The sequence below is a fragment of the Fodinicola feengrottensis genome, from assembly GCF_010993775.1.
Classification (GTDB): Bacteria; Actinomycetota; Actinomycetes; order Mycobacteriales; family HKI-0501; genus Fodinicola; species Fodinicola feengrottensis.
On the sequence record NZ_WOTO01000058.1, the window covers coordinates 1 to 15,696 of the forward strand.

13 protein-coding genes and 3 pseudogenes are annotated in these 15,696 nt (G+C 68.9%); 13 read left to right on the forward strand and 3 right to left on the reverse strand.

The features are described 5' to 3' along the window. Nucleotides 1–249: 249 nt before the first annotated feature. Both GNX96_RS65920 and GNX96_RS38220 read right to left on the reverse strand, forming a co-directional pair. Nucleotides 250–447: a cupin domain-containing protein gene (locus GNX96_RS65920; protein ID WP_390624247.1), complete on the reverse strand. Its 198-nt coding sequence runs from the start codon at nt 445–447 to the stop codon at nt 250–252. Continuing rightward, nucleotides 386–703: a cupin domain-containing protein gene (locus tag GNX96_RS38220; protein ID WP_163572611.1), complete on the reverse strand. Its 318-nt coding sequence runs from the start codon at nt 701–703 to the stop codon at nt 386–388. The genes GNX96_RS65920 and GNX96_RS38220 overlap by 62 nt, the downstream gene beginning before the upstream one ends. Nucleotides 704–756: 53 nt before the next feature. On the opposite strand from GNX96_RS38220, the gene GNX96_RS38225 reads away from it, so the two are divergent. From GNX96_RS38225 to GNX96_RS38245, 7 genes and pseudogenes are all read left to right on the forward strand, one after another. Next, nucleotides 757–1,296, forward strand: a complete 540-nt coding sequence (locus tag GNX96_RS38225) for a GNAT family N-acetyltransferase (RefSeq protein WP_279582566.1) — start codon at nt 757–759, stop codon at nt 1,294–1,296. A gap of 243 nt (nt 1,297–1,539) precedes the next feature. After that, nucleotides 1,540–1,956: pseudogene (locus GNX96_RS58420) on the forward strand (glycosyltransferase); the annotation flags it as partial. Beyond that, a pseudogene (locus GNX96_RS58425) lies at nt 1,904–2,026 on the forward strand (alpha-mannosyltransferase); the annotation flags it as partial. The pseudogenes GNX96_RS58420 and GNX96_RS58425, both read left to right, overlap by 53 nt. Nucleotides 2,027–2,074: 48 nt before the next feature. Continuing rightward, nucleotides 2,075–2,611 carry a glycosyltransferase gene (locus GNX96_RS58430; RefSeq protein ID WP_279582591.1) on the forward strand — a complete coding sequence of 179 codons (537 nt, stop codon included), beginning with the start codon at nt 2,075–2,077 and terminating at the stop codon, nt 2,609–2,611. A gap of 60 nt (nt 2,612–2,671) precedes the next feature. Beyond that, the gene (locus GNX96_RS38235) at nt 2,672–3,859 is read left to right on the forward strand and encodes a glycosyltransferase (RefSeq protein ID WP_279582567.1); all 1,188 of its coding nucleotides are present in this window, start codon (nt 2,672–2,674) and stop codon (nt 3,857–3,859) included. 10 nt (nt 3,860–3,869) lie between these two features. Further along, nucleotides 3,870–4,754: a GDSL-type esterase/lipase family protein gene (locus tag GNX96_RS65925; RefSeq protein ID WP_390624248.1), complete on the forward strand. Its 885-nt coding sequence runs from the start codon at nt 3,870–3,872 to the stop codon at nt 4,752–4,754. 157 nt (nt 4,755–4,911) lie between these two features. After that, nucleotides 4,912–7,041 (forward strand): annotated as a pseudogene (locus tag GNX96_RS38245) (dehydrogenase E1 component subunit alpha/beta). A gap of 485 nt (nt 7,042–7,526) precedes the next feature. On the opposite strand, the gene GNX96_RS38250 reads toward GNX96_RS38245, so the two are convergent. Beyond that, nucleotides 7,527–8,462 (reverse strand): hypothetical protein, encoded by a 936-nt coding sequence (locus GNX96_RS38250; RefSeq protein ID WP_163572614.1) that lies wholly within the window; start codon nt 8,460–8,462, stop codon nt 7,527–7,529. A 73-nt stretch (nt 8,463–8,535) separates the two neighbouring features. Here GNX96_RS38250 and GNX96_RS38255 point away from each other — a divergent pair, with 73 nt between their 5' ends. From GNX96_RS38255 to GNX96_RS38280, 6 genes are all read left to right on the forward strand, one after another. Then, the gene (locus GNX96_RS38255; protein ID WP_163572615.1) at nt 8,536–8,706 is read left to right on the forward strand and encodes a hypothetical protein; all 171 of its coding nucleotides are present in this window, start codon (nt 8,536–8,538) and stop codon (nt 8,704–8,706) included. Between the two features lie 333 nt (nt 8,707–9,039). After that, a complete protein-coding gene (locus GNX96_RS38260; protein WP_163572616.1) occupies nt 9,040–10,734 on the forward strand; it encodes a glycoside hydrolase domain-containing protein in 1,695 nt (564 codons plus the stop codon). 906 nt (nt 10,735–11,640) lie between these two features. Further along, nucleotides 11,641–12,186 carry a hypothetical protein gene (locus GNX96_RS38265; protein WP_163572617.1) on the forward strand — a complete coding sequence of 182 codons (546 nt, stop codon included), beginning with the start codon at nt 11,641–11,643 and terminating at the stop codon, nt 12,184–12,186. Continuing rightward, nucleotides 12,170–12,547 (forward strand): hypothetical protein, encoded by a 378-nt coding sequence (locus GNX96_RS38270; RefSeq protein ID WP_163572618.1) that lies wholly within the window; start codon nt 12,170–12,172, stop codon nt 12,545–12,547. Before GNX96_RS38265 ends, GNX96_RS38270 begins: the two co-directional genes overlap by 17 nt. Before the next feature lie 142 nt (nt 12,548–12,689). Then, a complete protein-coding gene (locus GNX96_RS38275; RefSeq protein ID WP_163572619.1) occupies nt 12,690–13,589 on the forward strand; it encodes a hypothetical protein in 900 nt (299 codons plus the stop codon). Beyond that, nucleotides 13,586–15,694 carry a glycoside hydrolase domain-containing protein gene (locus tag GNX96_RS38280; RefSeq protein ID WP_163572620.1) on the forward strand — a complete coding sequence of 703 codons (2,109 nt, stop codon included), beginning with the start codon at nt 13,586–13,588 and terminating at the stop codon, nt 15,692–15,694. Before GNX96_RS38275 ends, GNX96_RS38280 begins: the two co-directional genes overlap by 4 nt. Nucleotides 15,695–15,696: the final 2 nt, after the last annotated feature.

The window sequence follows — 15,696 nt, forward strand, 5'->3', positions numbered from 1 at the left end:
TGGAGTTGGCGGCGGGCGCTGACCCGCTGCTGTGCGAGGCGGCCATTCTGGACGAGCCGGGACAACACTCAGGACCTGCACCGTTTGATCCGGTCGCCAAGCCGCCGAACACGCCACCGCCGCCGGTGTCGACCGGCTGCTGCTCACCCACTTGGTGGCCTGGAACGACAGCACTCGTACATATGCCGAGGCCCGCGCGTCCTTCGCCGGCTCTCTCGACGTTGTGCGCTGCGGTTCTGTGTACGAGATCTAGACGGTCTCCGACGCGTAGTTCGACCGCAGCGCGGCCATCCGCTCGTCAGTCATCGCCTCGCCGGACGCGATCGCCTCATGCACCTCGCGGAAATAGTTCTCGTACCCGGCCGGCGAGAACACGCAGAGCGCCTTAACCGGCGCGTCCGACGCGTTGCGAAAGCCGTGCACCGAGCCGCGTACGGCAGCCAGCAACCCGCCGGGTCCGACCGCCGTCTCGCGGTCGCCGGTGTGTACGGTCAGCTCGCCCGACGACGTAGAAGTATTCGTCGTGCTCCCAGTGGATGTGCGGCCGTACGGCCGGCCCGCCCGGCGCCAGCCGGAACTCCTGGAACGCCAACGTCCCGTTCGTGTCCGCGCCGGTCACCTTGAACAGCATCTGCACGCCGGGCCCGGGGATGGTCTCCCCGGTTCCCGCCGGCCGCAGCAATGCCTTCGTACGCTCAGCCATCGTGACCCTCCAGGTCTTTGTACGCCATCAGAACAAAGGTCTACCAACCGAAAATGCCGTCGCCGAATCGAGGGGGGCGTGCTATCCAGACAAACGTGGAAGACCTTGTGACAACACGACTCGTGCTGCATCCGATGACGATCGATGAGGCGCAGCAGGTGCTGGCGCAGATGCCGGACGCCGACGCGCGCTGGGCGCCGGGATATCCGGCCGACGGTGAGCGCAACGCCGCGCTGCGATACCTGACCACCTGCGAGGAAATCGGCGATCCGCGGCCCTTCGGCACGTACGAGATCCGCCGCCGCGAGGACGGGCAGGCGATCGGCGGCCTGGGCTTTCACGGTGCCGCCGATGAGCGGGGCGTCGTCACCATCGGCTATGGCCTGATCCCGTCGGTACGAGGGATGGGATACGCGACTGAGGCGCTTCGGGAGCTGCTGCGTTTCGCCGCGGCCCACGGCGTCACCGCCGTCGAAGGCGACACCACGCACGACAACCTCGGCTCCCAGCGGGTCATGGAGGCCGTTGGGATGCGGTTGGTCGAGGAGAACGAGAAGCTCCGGTTCTACCGATGGAATCGAAACGACACCTGACCAGAATGAGCCGCCCCCGAATCCGAGGATCCGCCGGGGGACCGACAGTTTTGAGCTGGCTGTTTGGGCTGGCCGGTTTGGGCTGGCAGAGTTGGGCTGGCGGAGTTGTTCGCCGGGCGGCTGCTTGTACGACATCCGTACGGTGACTGAGCGTCATTGATTTCCAAGCGTTCAACAACGTGTCCCAGACGCGACATACGGACGTGTGGCCGGATTTGCGACATTCGCCGTCACCGTGGACGTATGCGAGTGGCGATCGTGACCGAGTCCTATCTCCCCGATGCCAATGGTGTCTCGCACTCGGTGCAACGGGTGGTCGAGTACCTGAACCGGCAGGGCCACCAGCCGATGGTGGTGGCGCCGGAGCCGGCCGCCGAAGCCGGGTCGTACGCCCATGACGACCAGTGCGAGGTTGTCCGGGTCCCGTCCGTGCCAATGCCCGGCTACCCGTCCTTCCGGATCGGGCTGCCCAGCCGCAGACTCGAGAACGCGCTGATCGCACACCGTGCCGATGTCGTGCATCTGGCGTCGCCGTTCGCGCTCGGCGCGCACGGCGCGTTCGTGGCCGAGCGGCTCGGGCTGCCGTCGGTGGCGATCTACCAGACCGATGTGGCCGGGTTCGCCGGTTTCTATCGGCTCGGGGTCGGCCGGGCGGCGGGCCTGGCGATGGCTGCGCCGGGTGCACTGTGCCGCCGGGCGTACGCTCGCGCCCTCCCGTCCCGCCGTCCAGGACCTCCAGAACCACGGCGTGCCGCGCGTACACCTGTGGCCGCGCGGGGTGGACGGCGATCGCTTCTCGCCTGAGCACCGCAGTCAGGCGCTGCGGCGGGAGCTGGCTCCCGGCGGTGAGCTGCTGGTCGGGTACGTCGGTCGGCTGGCCGCCGAGAAGCACCTTGAGCTGCTGGAGCCCGTCACCCTGCTGCCCGGCGTACGGGTGGTGATCGTCGGCGACGGTCCGGCCCGCAAGGCGCTGGAGCACCGGATGCCGCAGGCGACGTTCCGTGGCGAGTTGCGTGGCGCCGACCTGTCGGCCGCGTACGCGAGCCTGGACCTCTTTGTCCACACCGGCGCGAACGAGACCTTCTGCCAGTCCGTCCAGGAGGCTCTCGCCGCTGGCGTGCCGGCCGTCGCGCCAGCCGCCGGTGGCCCGCTCGACCTGGTCAAAGACGGCCAGACCGGCCTGCTCGTACGCCCCGATGACCCGGCCCGAGCTGGTCACCGCGGTGAGTGCGCTGGTCGCCGACCGGACCAGGCTCGCCCGGTTCGCCGCCGGCACCCGCGCGTCGGTGCTGCACCGGACCTGGTCGTCGGTTAACGCGGCCTTGGTGCAGCACTACCTCGCAGTACGCCACGCCGGGCCGGAAGTGCGAGCCGCGTGATCGCGGACGACAACGGTGCCGGCCCGGCGCGAATCGTCCGGCTGGCCAACTTCGTCGGACCGGTGTCCGGCGGCCTGCGGACCGCGCTGCGCGAGTGGGGCCGCGGCTACCGGGCGGCCGGCCACCACCCGGTCCTGATCGTGCCGGCGGGCACCGCCAGCGACACCGAGACCGACTACGGCCGGGTGATCACCGTGCCGTCGCCGGTGATCCCCGGGACCGGCGGCTACCGGGCGATCGTGTCCCGCCGGCACGTCCGGCGCTGGCTCGGTGAGCTGCGCCCGGACCGCGTCGAGGTGCACGACCGTACGACCCTGCGATGGGTCGCGAGCTGGGCGCGGGCCCGCGGCGTCGGCTCCGTGGTCGTCTCCCACGAGCGGCTGGATTCGCTGCTCAGGCTCTATGCCGACACGTGGTTGCCGGCGGCGAGCGGCCGGGCGATCCCGGTCGCCGACGCGCTGAACCGGCGGATGGCGCAGGCGTACGACACCGTCGTCATCACCACCGACTGGGCCAGCGCCGAGTTCACCCGGCTCGGCGTCACCAATCTGCGCCGGGTGCCGCTGGGCGTGGACCTGGAGCTGTTCCACTCGAGCCGGTACGACGCGGCGCTGCGCGGCCGGCTGGCCAGCCCAGGTGAGCTGCTGGTGGTGCAGTGCACCCGGCTGCACACCGAGAAGCTGCCGCACCGGGTCATCCACGCGATCGAGGCGCTGCTGGCTCGGGGCGTACGGGCGGCGGCCGTGGTGGCTGGCGACGGACCTCTGCGCGGCTCCCTGGAGGCGGCCGCGCAAGGGCTGCCGATCCGGTTCGCCGGCTTCGGCCACGACCGCGCCGAGCTGGCCCGCCTGCTGGCCACCGCGGACGTACTGATCGCGCCGGGGCCGGTCGAGACCTTCGGTCTCGCCGCCCTGGAGGCGCTCGCCTGCGGTACGCCGGTGGTCGCGCCCGGGGACGGCGCGCTCGGTGAGGTGGTCGGCGACGCCGGGGTGGTCGTACGGGGACAGCACGACGTGGTCGCGGACGGCGAGGCCTTCGCCGACGGGCTGCTGCAGATCGCCGCGCTGCCACCGGCGGCCCGGCGGCTGGCCGCCCGCCGCCAGGCCGAGCGTTTCAGCTGGTCGACGTCGGTGCAGGCGATGTTGCGTACGCATGGGTTGTCGATCGATGTCGAAGTTTCGTGAGGGGGAAGTGATGTCTCTTAGACGCCCTCTAAGGTTCGTCGCCTTGGGGGACAGCACCACGGTGGGGCTGGGCGACCCGTTGCCCGGCGGGGGATGGCGCGGCTGGGCGAGCCTGCTCGCGCTGGCCATGGACGCGGTCTTCATCAACGTGGCGGTCAACGGCGCGACCGCCGCCGACGTGAGTGGCGGGCAGCTGGAGAAGGCCCTCGTGCAGCGGCCGCACATCGCGTCGGTGCTGGTCGGCGTGAACGACACGTTGCGCGGCAACTTTCGGGCCGACGTGTGCGCGACCCATCTGGAGCGTACGGTCGCCGGCCTGACCGCGGCCGCGCGCGACCGTGCTCACCGCCCGGATGCCCGACCCGGGCCGGATGCTGTCGTTGCCGGCCGCGCTGGCCCGCCCGCTGGCCCGCCGAATCGCCGAGGTGAACACCGCCGTCGACGACATCTCGCGCCGCTATGGCACGGTTCACGTCGACCTCGCCGGCGATCCGCGGACGTACGAGCGTCCACTGTGGAGCGTCGACCGGCTGCATCCGTCCGAGGTGGGCCACCGGCACATCGCGGTCGAGTACGCGGCCGCGCTCACCGCCCTCGGCTTCCACCTCCCGGGCCGGCTGACCGTCGATCGCTCCGGCGGCGCGCAGCAGGTCACCCGGCGCGGCCAGCTGTGGTGGCTGGCCACTCGCGGCACCGCGTGGGTGGCCGCCCGCAGCCACGACCTGGTGCCGCAGCTGGTCGGCCTCGCCGCCGCCGAGATCTGGGCCGACCTGCGCCGCCGCCCGCTGGAGCAGCCGCCGCGCCCGGCGCCCGTCCTGCGTACCGAATGGCGGGTCACCCCGCCCCCCCCCCCGCCGCTCTCGCCGAGGTCGAACCGGTCCAGGTCGCCCTCTGATCCGGGCTTGCGGTGTGATCCAGGCGATGACGCGGCCGGGCGGGGTGGCGCGGGTTGATACGTTCGTACGGTGAGCCAGCCGCATCCGGTGGATGAGCATTTTCTCCTCGTCGCGCGTTCGTTCCCGGCCAAGCCGGCCAGTGACCGGGCCGCGCCGGTGCGGGACGGCAGCGCGCTGACCGGCGACGAGGTGCTCGGGCTGTTCGACGCGCAGCTGGCCAGCCGGCACCTGGACCTGGTGGCCCGCGAGCTCGGCGCGAGCCGCAACGGGTTCTATTCGATCGGCTCGTCCGGGCACGAGGGCAACGCGGGGGTCGCGGCGGCTTTTGCGGCCGACCGATCCGGCGCTGCTGCACTACCGGTCGGGCGGTTTCTACCTGGCCCGGTCGCAGCAGGTACGAGGCCTGGACGCCGGCATCCGGGACGTGCTGCTGGGCATCGTCGCGGCCGCCGACGAGCCGATCGCCGGCGGCCGGCACAAGGTGTTCGGCAATGCCGAGCTGGCGGTCATCCCGCAGACCTCGACGATCGGCTCGCATCCGCCGCGGGCGCTCGGGGTGGCGCTGGCCATCGAGCGGGCCCGCAAGCTGGCCGCGCCGTCGACCTGGCCGCGAGACGCCATCACGGTTTGCAGCATCGGCGACGCGTCCTCCAACCACTCCACCACGGTCGGCGCGCTGAACGCGATCGCGTACACCCGCCACCAGGGCATGCCGGTGCCGTTGTTGATGGTCTGCGAGGACAACGGGATCGGCATCAGCGTGCGTACGCCGTCGGGCTGGGTGGAGGCCGCGAACGCGGCTCGCCCTGGCGTGCGATACATCGCCGCCGACGGCCTCGACGTGGTCGCCGCGTACACCGCCGCCACTGAGGCGGTCGAGTGGGTACGCAGTCGCCGCTCGCCGGTTTTCCTGCACCTGTCCACGGTTCGGCTGATGGGTCACGCCGGGTCCGATGTGGAGTCCGGCTATCGGACACCGGCCGAGGTGGCCGCGGACCTGGATCGAGACCCGCTGCTTTGCACCGCTCGTACGCTTTCCGAGGCCGGCATTCTCACCCCGGACGAGATTGTCCAACGCTACGACCAGATGCGGGCACGCGTAAGAGAGATCGCCGACGATGCGGTGACCCGGCCCAAGCTCACCTCGGCGGCCGCCGTGATCGCCGCGCTGGCACCCCGCCGGCCGAACTGGGTAGCCGCCGAGGTGGCGAAGTCAACGGCCGACCGGGACCGGGTCTTTTCCCAGAACCTCCCCGAAAAAACGAGGGTCCGCTGACGCTCGCCCAGGCGATTAACCGTTCGCTGGCCGATGTCCTGGCCGCTCGCGCCAACACGCTCGTCTTCGGTGAGGACGTGGCCCGCAAGGGCGGCGTCTACGGGGTGACCAGGGGTCTGCAGAAACAATTCGGCTCGGCGCGGGTTTTCGACACCTTGCTGGACGAGCAGTCGATTCTGGGGCTGGCGCTGGGTGCCGGCATTTCCGGCCTGGTCGCCATTCCGGAAATCCAGTATCTCGCGTATGTGCACAACGCCGCCGACCAGCTCCGCGGCGAGGCGGCAACCTTGCAGTTCTTTTCCGCCGGGCAGTACCGAAACCCGATGGTCGTACGCATCGCCGGCTACGGCTATCAGAAGGGTTTCGGCGGCCATTTCCACAACGACAACGCTGTTGGCGCGCTGCGGGACATTCCCGGGTTGGTGATCGCCTCGCCGTCCCGCGCGGACGACGCCGCCGCGATGTTGCGTACGTGCGCGGCCGCGGCCACTGTCGACGGCACGGTCAGCGTTTTCCTTGAGCCCATCGCGCTTTACCACACCCGCGACCTCCACGAAGAGGGCGATGGGCAGTGGATGGCGCCGTACGAGCCGCCTTCCCGGTGGGCCGACACGCACGTGCCACTGGGCTCCGCTCGTACGTACGGCGACGGCTCGGATCTGACGCTGGTGACATTCGGGAATGGCGTGCCGATGAGCCTGCGGGTGGCGGCCAGGCTCGCGCAGGACGGAATTTCCGTACGGGTGCTGGATTTGCGCTGGCTGTCACCGCTGCCGGTAGGCGATCTGGTCGCCGCCGCGCAGGCCACCGGCAAGGTCTTGGTGGTGGACGAGACCCGGCGGACCGGCGGTGTCTCGGAGGGCGTGGTGACCGCGCTGGTCGATGCCGGATTCGGCGGGAAACTCGCCCGGGTCGCTAGCGAGGACAGTTTCATCCCGCTCGGCGCCGCCGCGAATCTTGTGCTGCTGTCAGAAGAAACCATCTATTCGGCAGCGCGCCGGCTGGTCTGACCCCAAGCCCGCCGCTGCCCGTACCTACCACCTGGGGACACCCCCGCCACCAGCTTTGGCAGGTCGTCGATCGCGGCACTTTATCCCGCACTCGACGCCGAGTGCGGGACAAAGTACGACACTCGGCGATCGCGCCCGCTCGGCGATCGCCGCCGCCGCCCGCTCGCCCGCACGCCCGCACGCCCGCGCCCGCACACTCGGCGATCGCCGCCGCTCGCCGCTCGCGCCCGCTCGCCCGCACGCCCGCCGCACGCGCCCGCACGCCCGCACGCCCGCACGCCCAGCCACGCACGCGCGGCGGCCGGAGGCCGCCCAGGTTCGCGGCGGTGGGGTGCCCGTTTTTTTGGGCGCCCTGGCGACGTGAACCGGATGCGCCGCCGCAGGCACTGCGGCCAGAGGCACAGCCCGCTTTTTTTGGGCGCCCTGGCGACGTGAACCGGATGCGCCGCCGCAGGAACTGCGGCCAGAAACTCAGCAACAACAACTCAGCCGCGGATCTCGTTGACGACCTGCTGTACCTGACCGACCCGGTCGGAGCCGCTGGACCCGGTGACGATCAGTTGGCGGTCCAGCGCGGCGCCGGACCTGCTGTGGAAGAACCGGCTGATGACCAGCACGTACCGGCCGCTGCCGATCGTCGTGGTGACGTTTTTCGCTTCCGCGTAAGTGGATTGCGCGTCGGCGGTGATCCAGCGTTGACCGAAGGTCTCAATGTCAGCGCGCTGCTGGCGCTGCTGGGTGGCCGAGCAGGAATTCGGGCAGGACCGGAAGGTGAGCCGCACCCGCGGGCCCTGGCTGTTCGGGTATTCGTCGTCGATGCAGGAAACCACGGTCGAGGTGGCGCTGCTGGACAACACCAGACAGCCCCAGGATTCGGGCACTCGAAAGGAAAGCGGCAGTCCTTGCAGGTCGATGACGCGAGTTTTGTCGGTACCGCTGAATTTCTTCCACGCGGCCGGCCAGCTGCCCCTGGTCGGCGGTTCGGGCGCTGGTGACACCGAGGGCGCCGATGGGGTGGGGGTGGTGGGCTGGGTGCTCGGCGTGGTGACTGGCATCGGGTGGTCCATCGGGGTCCAGTTCGACGCGTTCGGCTTCGCGGTCGTCGACCGGCCGGCCAGCACCGCGGCCGCGGTGCCCAGCCCGAGGCACAGCGTCAAGACAATGGCGACTGTCACCACTATCGGCATCAGCGCCCGCGACCGGGCAGTGTCGCCGGTCGCTGGAATGCCGGCGAAGGGGTCCGGCGGCACCAGATCGGCGGCGGACCGTGGCACCGGCCGGCGGATCTTGAGCGTCGGGTCGAAGGCCGCGAACAGTGTTTCAGCGCCGGTCGGGTTGCCCAGCGCGGTAGCCACCCACGGCCGCTTGGCCTTGGGTTCGGCACCCAGCACTCCAGCGCCATCCGCCTCGCCGAGGGCCAACGCCCGTACCGCCTCGGCGAAACGCTGCTGGTCCGCTTCGGCCGCGCCCCTTGATCAGCTGCGCCACGATCGCGTGCCGGCCGGCGCTGTCCGCGGCCAGGAACACCCCGCCGAGCTCGCCGTCGCCGAGCCTTTTGAGCAGCTGGTACGGCCCCGCCTGTGGGCCGCTCGCCTTCGTCATCACGGCGTGACCGTACGACAGATGATCATCGCGGCGGCACGCCGGCCGCCGGATATGGCATGAATCCAGGATGTGCCGGAAATGTCCGTTTCCGGGTCGAGCTGCCCCCGAAATCGACGCTGCCGGATGGGGCCGACAGTTTCGCGCAGGACTGGTCCAAATTCCTGTCAAATCATTCGAAGAGCCATTTATAGAGTAAATAACGCATAACGTGACTAAAGGGTCCGGATTTTGGGGCGTGCCCAACGACAGCGGAATGCTGAAAATTCATTCGCTGGCATCGCCGGGAAACCGTTGCGGCCGCGCCGAAGCCGTGGTTAAGCTGCCGCCCGCTCCCGAGTTTGCTTCCAAAAGTGCGAAATCACATTTGTCATGCACAAGGATTGGGGTTGCGTGATGGCAGGTATCAGCCGGCGGGGTTTTCTGGTCGCCACGGCAGCGGCGGCGACGGCTCCGGTGTGGGGCGGCGCGGCCGCGTTCGCGGCCTCGACGGCGACTGTCTGGGTGCCGTCCGCCGCCGACAAGATCCGGCGAGACCGTGCTGTGCCAGCCCATCCCGCGGCCCAGTTGGTCCTCAGCTCGGCTCGCAACGAGCGCCAGTTCGGGCAGGTCGTGGTGCGTACCAGCGCGGCGGCGACGGTGACCGCGGCGGCCACCGATCTCAGCGGGCCCGGCGGCGCCAGAATGCCGGCGACTGCGGTCTCGTTTTTCCAACAACGGTACGTAAACGTGCCCACCAAGCAGAACGACAAATACCCGACCGGCTGGTATCCAGACGCCCTGGTGCCGGCGACCTCGGTGCTGACCGGCCCGGACGTCAACGCGGCTTTCCTGGTGACCGTACGAATCCCGGCCGACCAGCCGGGCGGCGCGTACACCGGCTCGATCACCCTCAGTGGCGGCGACGCCCCAGTCACCGTCCCGGTGGCACTGACCGTGTGGGGATTCGCGAGCCCGGTCACGCCGACCAGCACCGCCGCGTTCTGGCCGTGGTATCAGCAGGCCGCGCTCGCCGAAGGCGTGCGGTGGGGGACTCCCGAGTTCAAGACCCGGATGGACGCGTACTACGCCTACCAGATCGACCACCGCGTGATGCCGAACCACCCACCGCTGATCGGCGACCCCGGCCCCGGGCCGGGCTACCACCCGGGACCCGGACCTGATGCAGAGCCGGACGCCTACATCGCGCAGATCGCCGATTATGTGAAGGACCCGCGGGTCACGTCGTTCCAGCTGCCGACGTACGCGAGCGGCGACCAGAACAGCACCATCACCATCGACACCGGCAAGCTCGCCAAAGTGACCGGCTACCTTCGTCAGCAGGGCCTGTTGCCGAAGGCCTTTTTCTATCTCGGCGACGAACCGGGTTCCGACCAGGCCGAGGACGTCCTTGTCGGCGCTTACAAAACCCTGCATCAGGTCGCGCCCGAGGTGCCCACGATCATGACCCTGACGCACCGCCCGCGGCAGTCGCTGATCGACGAGAACAACGCCTGGGTTTTCGAACAGCACACGGTTCCGATGCTGGACGAGCCGCGCGCGGTCGACACCCTCAAGGCCCGTGGCGACCTGCTCTGGACGTACATCTGCATCGGTGACACCTGGCCGTACCCGGGCGTGATGATCGACGACTCGCTGGTCGGTTCCCAGCTGGTGCCCTGGTTTCAGCACTCCCAGGGCTACACCGGCCTGCTCTACTGGTCGACGACGGCCTTCGGCACCTGGGACGGAACCAACTACACACCCCGGGACGTGTACGCCATCCCGTACGCGGATGACTCCAGCGCCGGCGACGGGTTCATGCTCTACCCGGGCAAGCCGGTCGGAGTGGCCGGGCCGGTCGGGTCGCTGCGGATGCACGCGGTTCGAGGCCGGCATGCAGGACCGCGAGCACCTTGTGCTGTTCGAGCAACGCAGCATGGCGATCGCCATCCAGCTCGGGGTAGCCGACCGGATCGCCGTCGGCGACCTGCTCAAACCGTATTTCGACGTGCTTTACCAGTGGCTGGACCGCTATCAGGACGACCCGGTGCTGTTCGGGAACATCCGCACCGAGGTCGGAATCCAGGTCGACCGGCTGCTCAACGGTGAGCCGGCGGTCGTCGTGGTCGGCAAGCCGCGCGCCTACCACGTGCCGGTGACCGTCTACGTTCGTACGGGCGTGCCGGTGACGATCGCCGGCAAGTCGTGCGGGGTCACCGAGCGGACCGCGAAAGCCGACATTCACTCCGCACTGCTCCCGCTGCCGGCTGGCTACCAGAAAATCATCGTCACCGCCGGCGCGGACACCCTCACCAGGTCCGTCCAGGTCGGCCCGGTCGGGCTGCCGCATCCGGTCCGGATCAACACTTTCGAGACCGACCGGGACGTAGCCCGCCTGCAGGCCTCGGGCGCGACCGTCGCCCGGTCCACCGCGCATCCGGTCACCGGGAAGTCATGCCTGCAGATCACTTTCCCGACCGGCGTTGACTATCCGGGTGTCTATTTCCGTGGTATCGAGCATGTTGGTCGCAACGACTGGACGAAGTTCCGCGAGGTCGCTTTCGAGGCGTACAACGACTCCGACAAGGTTGTCGCGCTCAACGGCAAGTTCTACAACCCCGTCGCCGCTGACGACAACCACGTCGTCTACCTCGCGCCGCGGCAGCGCCAGACCGTCCGGTTCAAGCTTTGGCACGTACCAGCCAATATCTACGACCCGACGCAGGGCGACTTCGACCTCTCCACCCTCACCTCGTTTCAGATCTACACCACCAAACGCCAGACAGCGGTGTCGGTCTATATCGACGACCTGAGATTCGAGTCCAACAGCGTGGTGCTGGAAAACCCGGGGACGGCGATGCGGCTCGACGACAGTGGAACTCTCACGTACGCGCTGCCGGCGGTTGACGGCTCGATCGCCTACGGCCGGCGGGTCGGTGGGACCTGGTCACGGTTGTCCGCGCCGGGCCCGGTCGCGGGCCAGGTCGCGTCCGTGCTGGACCTGCGGGGGGGCGGATGAACCTGCTCGGGCGCAGTGGCTCCGGCGCGCTGGTCTGGCGGCGGTCGACGGCCACTGGCTGGGAAAGCAAGGCGGTGCCGAGCGTACGACTGGCCGGGCCGCCCGCGGCCGCGATCGACGCGCATGGCCGATTGACATTTTTGGCCCGTACGACGGAAAACGCGCTGGTCACCGGTTGGCTGGACAGTCCCGTCTCGGACCGCTGGCAGATCGCGACAGGGCCCGACGCGACCGCGCTCGGCGACCCTGCGGTGGGCCTGGATATCAGCGGCAAGCTGTGCTTTTTGGTCCAGACAAGCGGAAACCAGCTGTTGCACGGCTGGCAGGACACACCTGGGTCGTCGACCTGGCACACCGCGGTCATCCTGCAGAACGGTACCGGTGCTCCGGTGCTGATCGCTGGCCGGCCGGGAATGGGACAGGGATCGCCGGGACGGCTGGTTTTCGTCGCCCCGCGACCCCAGTGGCCGGCTTTCCCACGGCTGGCAGAGCGTGCCCGGGCAGGGTCCGTGGCAGTGGACCACATTGCAGCCCACGACTGACACGGACGACGACGGCAACCACGTGACGGTGACCGTCGCCGGCCAGCCGGTCTGCTCGCTGGACGCCAGCGGCCGGCTCACGTATTTCGTGCGTACGTCCGACAATCGCGTCCTGCACGGCTGGCAGGACAGCCCGGACAACGGCCCGTGGCACGCCACGCTCATACGCGATGCCTCGGGTGCGTACGCGACGATCGCCGACGACGTAACGGTTTCGCAGGACGAGATCGGCTGCCTGGTGTTCGCCGGTCCTGGCACGAACGGCGCGGCCGTCATCGGTTCGCAGGACGTGCCGGCCTCCCGGCCGTGGCACCTCACGTCCTCCGGATCGGGTTTGCGGGTCCCGCACCGCCGACCCTGAACCCACTGGCGAATGTCGATTCCCGCGGTTTCGATCGAAGGCATTGCGATCCGCAGCGCCCCGTGGGTACGCTGCCGCCCGCTCACTTTCGTTGCCACTGCTGGGAAATCTGACATTTGTCAACTGTGGAATGGGGTTCGGGATGACGGGTATCAGCCGGCGGGGATTCCTGGTCGCGGCGGCGGCCGCCTCGGGTGCGCCTTTTGTGGCGGGGCCGGCCGCCTTCGCGGCCGCGACGGTCACTGTGTGGGTGCCAGCCAACGCCGACAAGGTCAGGCGCGATCGGGCGACCCCAGCCAATCCGCCGGCCCGGCTCACGCTCACGTCGGCTGGCAACGAGCGGCAGTTCGGCCAGATCGTGCTGACCTCGAACGGTCTCAGCTCGGTGACCGCCACCGCGTCCGACCTGACCGGGCCGAACGGCACCCTGGCGTCGTCCGCGATCCATTTCTTCCAGCAACGGTACGTGCAGGTCACCACCGCGCAGAACTCGCGCTTTTCGGCCGGCTGGTATCCAGACGCGGTGGTGCCGGCGACCACCATCACGGTCACGCCCGGCGTCAACAGCGCCCTGCTCGTCACCGTCAGCGTGCCGGCGGGCCAGCCGGCCGGTGCGTACGCGGGCACCATCACGCTGAGTGGCGGCATCACCGTACCGATTTCGTTGACAGTGTGGGGTTTCGCCATCCCGACCGCGCCGACCACGGCCACCGCCTTCGACAACTGGTACAAGCAAGCCGCGTTCGCCGAAGGGGTCGCGTGGGGAACGCCCGACTTCAACACAAGAATGGACGCCTATTACGCGTACCAGCGCGACCACCGGATCGTGGCGGACGAGATTCCGCTGATCGGCGATCCCGGCCCCGGCCCGAACTACACCCCAGGCGCCGGACCCGATCCGGATCCGGACCAGTTCCTGGCCGCCGCACCCGGCTATCTCGGCGACCAGCGGGTGAGCGCCTCCGGATCCCGACCTATGTCAGCGGCTCCCAGAAGGACCCCAGCGGGATCACTTTTGACACCGCAAAACTCAGCAAGGTGATCGCCGGTCTGCGGCAGAACGGCTTGCTCGGCAAGGCATATTTCTACGTCGGTGACGAGCCGGGTAGTGATCTGGAGCTGAACAACCTGCTGCGTGCGTACGGGCAGCTGCACCAACTCGCGCCCGAGGTCCCGACCGTCATGACGCTGACTTTCCCACCGTCGCAGAAACTTGTCGACGCCAACGCCGCCTGGTGTTTCGAGCAGCACCTCGTCCCGATGCTGGACGAGCCGCGGGCCGTCGACACGTTGCGAGCCCGCGGCGACACGGTCTGGTCGTACGTCTGCGTTGGCGACACCTGGCCGTGGCCGGGTTTGATGATCGACGACAGCCTGGTCGGGTCGAGGTTGCTGCCGTGGATGCAACACGCCCTCGGCTACACCGGCCTGCTTTATTGGTCGACCACGGCGTTCGGCAGCTATGTCGACCCGGTCTATCACCCGCGCGATCCGTACGCTGATCCGTACTCGATCCCGGATATCCACGCGGCTGGCGACGGTTTCCTGTTGTATCCAGGAAAATCGGTCGGGCTGCCCGGGCCGGTCGGGTCCATCAGAGTGCACGCCATCGAAGGTGGTCTGCAGGACCGCGAACAACTCCATCTTTTCGAGCAGCGCAGCATGGCGATCGCGACCACCCTCGGGGTGGCCGACCGGATCGCCGTTCGCGATCTTCTCAAGCCGTATTTTGACGTGCTTTACACCTGGATCGACAACTATCGCGACGATCCGGCTCTTTTTGAGACCGTTCGCAGCGAAGTCGGCGCTCAGGTCGACCGGCTGGTGAACGGCGTGCCCGCGGTTGTGGTGCTGGGCAAGGCAAGAGCCTTCCACGTGCCGGTCACCGTCTATGTGGGGTCAGGCACGGCCGTGACGATTGCTGGCGCGGCGAGCACCCCGGCGGAGCGTACGACCAAGGCCGACATTCACCGGACGATCCTGCCGTTGCCCGCCGGCTACCAGAAAGTCGTGGTGACGGTCGGCGCCGACACCTTGACCAGGTCCGTACAAGTGGGCCCGATCGGCCTGCCGCATCCGTTGCGCATCAACAGTTTCGAGACCGACCAGAACGTCACTCGGCTGCGGACGGTCGGCGCGAGCGTGGCCCGCTCGACCGCGCACCCGGCGACCGGCGGCTCGTCTCTGCAGATCACCTTCCAGGCCGGGTCGCAGTCCCCGGGCGTCTACTTCTACGCGGCCGACATCGGCCGCAACAACTGGACCACATACGACACGTTCGCTTTCGAGGCGTACAACGACTCCGACCATGTCCTGGTGGTGAACGGCAAGTTCTACAATTCTGTTACGGCCGACGACAAGCACCCGGTTTATCTTGCGCCGCGCCAAATGCAGACGGTCCGGTTTCGGCTGTGGCACCTGCCCAACGACCTCACCCACCCTGACCAGGGCGGGTTCGACCCTGTCCGGGCTCACGTCGTTCCAGATCTACACGAACCAGCAGAGCTCGGACGTTTCGGTGTACGTGGACAACCTGCGGTTCGAGTCGACGAGCATGGTGCTGGAAAGCCCGGGCACGTCCGTACGGCAGGACGACAGCGGCGTACTCACGTACGCGCTGGCGGCGGCCAATGGTGCGATTGCCATTGGCCAGCGGGGTGCGGATCCCGCGACCTGGCAGCAAACGATGGTGGCCGGGCCGGTCGCTGGCCCGGTCGCGTCCGTGGTGGACGTGTCGGGCCGGATGAGCGTGCTCGGCCGGACCACCGCGGGCGCGCTGACCTGGCGGCGGCAATCGGGAGGTTGGCAGAGCCCGGCCGCGCCGTCGGTCATCCTCGCCGGCCCGCCGGCCGCCGCGGTCGACGCCGCCGGCAAACTGACCTTCCTTGCTCGTACGCCACAGAACACGCTGGTGGTTGGCTGGCTCGATTCGCCCACCTCGGACAGCTGGCACACCGCCACCCTCACCGATGTGAGCAGCGGAAACGTCGCGACGGCGACGGGCGATCCAGCGGTCGGCCTGGATGTCGGCGGCAAGCTCTGCTTCTTCGTACAGACGACCGGCAACCAGCTGCTGCATGGCTGGCAGGACAGCCCCGGCGCCACCCAGTGGCACACCACGATCATCCGGCAGAACGACACCGGTGACC

Excerpts from the sequence above, each read along its gene's own strand:
- GNX96_RS38225 (WP_279582566.1), top strand. The coding sequence starts at position 757 with ATGCCGTCGCCGAATCGAGGGGGGCGTGCTATCCAGACAAACGTGGAA.
- GNX96_RS38265 (WP_163572617.1), top strand. The coding sequence starts at position 11,641 with ATGAACCTGCTCGGGCGCAGTGGCTCCGGCGCGCTGGTCTGGCGGCGG.
- GNX96_RS38220 (WP_163572611.1), bottom strand. The coding sequence starts at position 703 with ATGGCTGAGCGTACGAAGGCATTGCTGCGGCCGGCGGGAACCGGGGAG.
- GNX96_RS38275 (WP_163572619.1), top strand. The coding sequence starts at position 12,690 with ATGACGGGTATCAGCCGGCGGGGATTCCTGGTCGCGGCGGCGGCCGCC.
- GNX96_RS65925 (WP_390624248.1), top strand. The coding sequence starts at position 3,870 with ATGTCTCTTAGACGCCCTCTAAGGTTCGTCGCCTTGGGGGACAGCACC.
- GNX96_RS38260 (WP_163572616.1), top strand. The coding sequence starts at position 9,040 with ATGGCAGGTATCAGCCGGCGGGGTTTTCTGGTCGCCACGGCAGCGGCG.